Here is a 4,385-nt window from a genome sequence, read left to right as displayed (position 1 = left end):
GGAGATGAAGAGAAAACCCAAACCAACAACACACATCATAACACTCCAGAGTTCCAACCCTAACACATGCTAAAGCTTTAAATAGGCTTGCGTGCATGTATTTATTGATGCCCATCGTAGCATACCGATACAGAGCATACACGGATGAGCAAACGCTGGGGGCGTTAAAAGCCCAACTCAAGCTCGCATGCGAAATATACAACACACTACGATGGGCAGACATATACTTCTATCACAGAGACAAAAAAGGTTTAACACAAGCAGAACTAAGACAACTAGCACTCGAACTAAGAAAAAACGACAAGGAATACCAAACACTCCACTCACAAGTAATACAAGCAATCGCAGACCGCTTCTACGAAGCAAAACAGAGGTTCCTCGAGAAAAAAGCAAGATTCCCAAGAGAAAAGAAACCACACAAATACTACTCCCTAACATACCCACAGAGCGGCTGGAAAATACTCAGCATGAGGGAAATAAGAACAAAAAGCAAAAAACACAAGAAAAAACTAACACTAAAACTCTCACACCTCGGAACATTCAAAATAATCATGGAAAGAGATTTACCACCACTAAACAAAGTAAAGAGAGTAGTCGTTAAGCTGATGAAGAGCGAAGACATATACATCTCATTCATAGCAGATGTTGATGAGGTGAAGCAAGAAGCACCAAAGACCGGAAAAGCAGTTGGGATTGACGTTGGCATTGAGAAGCTCCTCACAACAAGCGACGGCGAGTACCTTCCTAATCTGAGGCCTTATGAGAGGGCTCTCAAGAGGGTGAGGCGTCTGCATCGTGAGCTTTCTAGGAAGAAGTTTTTGTCTAAGAATTGGTTTAAGGCTAAGAGGCGATTGGCTAGGGCTTACGAGCATCTTGCGAATCTCAGGAGGGATTTGTACATGAAGGTTGGCAAGTATCTTGCTATGAAGTATGATGTGGTTGTCATGGAGGATATTGATGTGAAGAAGCTCGTTGGTAAATCTTATAGGAAGTTGAGGATGAGGCTTTATGATGCGGCTTTTGGTGAGCTTAAGCGTATAATTAAGTATCAGGTGGAGAAGTTTGGTAAGAGGTTTGTTCTGGTGGATCCTGCGAATAGTTCGAGGGAGTGTGCTATGTGTGGTTTCATCGTTGAGGATTTGGGGTTGGATGAGCGTGTGTTTGTGTGTCCTGTGTGTGGTTGGAAAGTTGATAGGGATTTTAATGCGGCTCTTAATGTTTTGAGGCGAGCGGGGTGGGAGGCACCCTGTGTGCCTGTAGAGCTCCGCCCTCTACCCCTGGTTGTAAGCTGGGGGCAAGGTGGGGCTGCGAAGCAGGAAACTTCGCCCTTCAGGGCAAAGTAACTCATAAGACATACTTTATAATAGATGAAGTATTCGTTTCTATTCCTCAAATCTCACTATTTAGTATTTCTCCGTTATTATTGAAGTTGCACTTTTTACTATTCCCGGAATGGAAAGAATTTTTTCTTTAAGCGTTTTTGAGAGTTCTGAAAAATCTTTTGCCTCAACACGCGCAACAATATCAAACTCTCCAGTAATTGCTACCACTTCTTTAACATTTGGTAATCTCTTTATATCCATCCCTATTTTATCTATTTTATTTGGTTCCACCGTTATAAAAATTAATGCCTCAACCACGCATTACACCATTTAAAATTTGATTACCACAATATTTAAATTTTTATTAAATAAGAGTGAGTTTGGCATAGTTCGCCTACTTTGCTTTTGTTTAGTTTTTTAGTTCTTGTTTCCAGTTGTTTATTATTGAGATGGAGGAGAATTCCACACCTCCTAACAAGCATCTCATTATAAACCGCCGAATTAGGAAATGTAGTAGAATTAAAATTATTATGCTACTTTTACTGGGGCTGTTTTTGCGTTTTTAGCTTTTTCCTGTTCTGCTATTTGTAGGGAAAGTTGTATCTCATACTCTCTTAACATTTTGACTAAAGGATTCTCTAAGTTAATTTTGTACAGTTTCACCCTGCCTATCCTTCTCGAAACACTAACAATCCCATACTTCTCTATGTCTGGGAAGTATTTATAGAATGTCCTCTTACTCATACCCAATGCTTCTATCACCTCCTTCTTCGTGAAGTCAAAGAACGGGTTATCCATAAAAAAGTCTATTATCCTCAACTTTGGCGCATCACCAAACACTTTTATCAAGAGGGATTGATACTCTTTTTTCGTGTAAAGGGTTTCTGGCATAATTACCTATTAAACAAACAAGTATATAAAATTAAACTTCTAAAGGTATTATGAGTAAACCATGTCTAAACAAGAACTTAGTGATGAAGAGATAAAAGCTGATCTTCTTTATCGTCTCCTCAGAAAGCACTGCTGGGGCGCAAAATATCTACCACTTGACACGCTTATAAACTGGATGAGCAAACAAATAAGAAAAGATGGTAAACGAATTAAACGATGTGTGGAAGAGCTGACTAAAGAAGGATACGTTCTACTTCACAAACAAGGTAAAGCCATTTCACTAAATCCGACAAGAAGCAGAGCAATAGCAGAATACATCAAAAAAATTATGAAAACTTAAGATGATTCGTAACATCATCAAAAGACCTCGCTAATTATTATTTTTCCCACTAATTTGAGAAGATAAACAAAAACTAGAAAACAAAACCATTTTAGGCGATTGCAGAAACGTGAAGCAGTAGGTAAGAATATTTTCACAGAAATCACGTCCCCATTTACAAATACTTGGCAAGAAAGCTCAGTACTTTAGCTCTGAGATGAATTACTGACAAGATAATGTCAAGCATGCTTATAAATCTAAGATTTTCTGTAGTTTGTTTTTATTTTTCATAGTGATTGAGGAAACATTACTGGAAAGTTTTTGAGGGATGACTGTGATTAATCTATTTATGATTAGGTTGCTTGTGAGATTTTGATTATAATTAATGGTGAAATAGTATTTGTCGACCTCATACAATGAGTTAGTGAAGAATCAGTCAAAAGATGTAGGATAAATAAGCTAAATGAAACCATTGATAAGTGGTCTGATACTAATCGCAGTGGATTGAAGAGGGATATCTAGAGGGAGACTATTGCTTAGAGACTCTTTAGGGGGACCATTTTATCTTCTTGGCTCTAGTCTTGTTTTTCTTGCTCAAAAGAAGTGTTGAACTATATTCGCTGGTTAAAACACTATTATTTCAAAGAATTAAGTTCGAACAAATCTTCAAAATTTTCTTGTAACAGTTGCTGAAAGTTGTTTTATTTCATGATAATAAGTTAGGGTTGTGATTGCTAGGAATATTGTTGTGATGATTATTATTGTTGGTGTTGCTGTGAGTATTGATGCTGTGTTAATTATGCGTGCATGTGCTTCGCCAAGGTAAACGTATCCTGCACTAGTGATTGAGTTTAGGTTAATGTTTAGTTGCGTTGTTTCTGTTGCAAGTAGTTTTAGTAGGTTTAGCAGGAGTGCTGTGTATGGGAGCGTTGCGAGTGCTCCGCCAAAGAGCATTCTTATGTCGTGGGTTATTCTCTGTTTTTTCTTGAAGTGGTCGTATAGTGTTGTTATACTTGTGAGTATTAGGTAGGAGTTTAATAAGTGGAGGGGGATGGTGAAGATGTTGATTGTGTTGAGTGAGTCGAGGTAAATTGGTGTGTTTAGGTAGTTTAGGTAGTAGTATGTTAGAGCAATTTTGCCTGTTATGATTCCTTCTGTTGTGTATATGGGGGTGAGTAGTGTGAGGAATGAGTATGTTGTGTAGAGTATTGTTGTGAGTGGTGTGATTATGTGTAGGATTTCAGATTTGTTTGCTTTCAATGATGGTTCGCCCCCTTAAATTGTATGTGAATTTGATGTATGCTGTGGTGTTTTTGTCTGTTTTTATGTTGAGTGTGTAGTTGTTTTGGGGGTTGATTGTGATTGGTGGTAGGTTTTCGATTTTTGTGAGGTGATTTTGTGTGTAGTATGTGATGGTTATGTTGTAGATTGTGATCTTAGCGTAGTTTGGGTTGTGTATGGTGATGCTGTTGTTGAATATTGTGATTGTGAGTGGTTTCCATTCAATATAGTGCGTGTAGTTTCCAATGACGTAGCCTTTGTCGAGGAGTATTTTTAGGTGTATTGTGATTTTTTCTGCGTTGAGTTCGTATGCTTTTTGGTATATTTTTGTTGGTATGTATACTAGGATTGTATTGTCAAGTATTTGTGTTTGTGTTTCGTATGTTTCGTTGTTCACGTGGATTGTGCTTTCTGGAATGCTGATTATTTTTGTGTTGTTTAGTGCGTATGTTATTAAGACGTTGTTGTTGGAGGGTTGTATGCTTTTTAGTTCGATTGAGGGTTTTATGATGACACTTTGTGCGCTGAAATAGTGTATTGGGATGAATGAGATGAATGCTAGGTCTATGAGG

At 38.0% G+C, this 4,385-nt stretch carries 6 protein-coding genes; 2 read left to right on the top strand and 4 right to left on the bottom strand.

What is annotated here, in order from left to right:
- Positions 1-107 precede the first annotated feature (107 nt).
- The gene (locus MRT15_RS12140; protein ID WP_369684985.1) at positions 108-1,343 is read left to right on the top strand and encodes an RNA-guided endonuclease InsQ/TnpB family protein; all 1,236 of its coding nucleotides are present in this window, start codon (positions 108-110) and stop codon (positions 1,341-1,343) included.
- Between the two features lie 60 nt (positions 1,344-1,403).
- Here the strand turns inward: MRT15_RS12140 and MRT15_RS12135 are convergent, their stop codons facing one another.
- Together MRT15_RS12135 and MRT15_RS12130 are read right to left on the bottom strand one after the other, a co-directional pair.
- On the bottom strand, positions 1,404-1,640 hold the full coding sequence (locus MRT15_RS12135; protein WP_304329805.1) for an Lrp/AsnC family transcriptional regulator: 237 nt from the start codon (positions 1,638-1,640) through the stop codon (positions 1,404-1,406).
- A gap of 210 nt (positions 1,641-1,850) precedes the next feature.
- Entirely contained in the window at positions 1,851-2,213 is a 363-nt protein-coding gene (locus MRT15_RS12130) for a hypothetical protein (RefSeq protein ID WP_304330553.1), read from the bottom strand.
- Between the two features lie 61 nt (positions 2,214-2,274).
- On the opposite strand from MRT15_RS12130, the gene MRT15_RS12125 reads away from it, so the two are divergent.
- The gene (locus tag MRT15_RS12125; RefSeq protein WP_304330552.1) at positions 2,275-2,553 is read left to right on the top strand and encodes a hypothetical protein; all 279 of its coding nucleotides are present in this window, start codon (positions 2,275-2,277) and stop codon (positions 2,551-2,553) included.
- 645 nt (positions 2,554-3,198) lie between these two features.
- Here the strand turns inward: MRT15_RS12125 and MRT15_RS12120 are convergent.
- Positions 3,199-3,792: a hypothetical protein gene (locus MRT15_RS12120; RefSeq protein WP_304330551.1), complete on the bottom strand. Its 594-nt coding sequence runs from the start codon at positions 3,790-3,792 to the stop codon at positions 3,199-3,201.
- Positions 3,773-4,385: hypothetical protein (locus MRT15_RS12115; RefSeq protein ID WP_304330550.1), on the bottom strand; the 613-nt coding region annotated here is incomplete at its 5' end. The genes MRT15_RS12120 and MRT15_RS12115, both read right to left, overlap by 20 nt.

The organism is Candidatus Culexarchaeum yellowstonense (assembly GCF_024707025.1).
In the GTDB taxonomy this organism is placed as follows: domain Archaea; phylum Thermoproteota; class Methanomethylicia; order Culexarchaeales; family Culexarchaeaceae; genus Culexarchaeum.
The sequence above is the reverse complement of the archived record's forward strand: the minus strand, read 5'-3'. Positions and strand labels throughout refer to the sequence as shown.

Bases quoted from the DNA above. Each gene is read 5' to 3' on its own strand.
- MRT15_RS12140 (WP_369684985.1), top strand. From the start codon at position 108: ATGCCCATCGTAGCATACCGATACAGAGCATACACGGATGAGCAAACG.
- MRT15_RS12130 (WP_304330553.1), bottom strand. From the start codon at position 2,213: ATGCCAGAAACCCTTTACACGAAAAAAGAGTATCAATCCCTCTTGATA.
- MRT15_RS12125 (WP_304330552.1), top strand. From the start codon at position 2,275: ATGTCTAAACAAGAACTTAGTGATGAAGAGATAAAAGCTGATCTTCTT.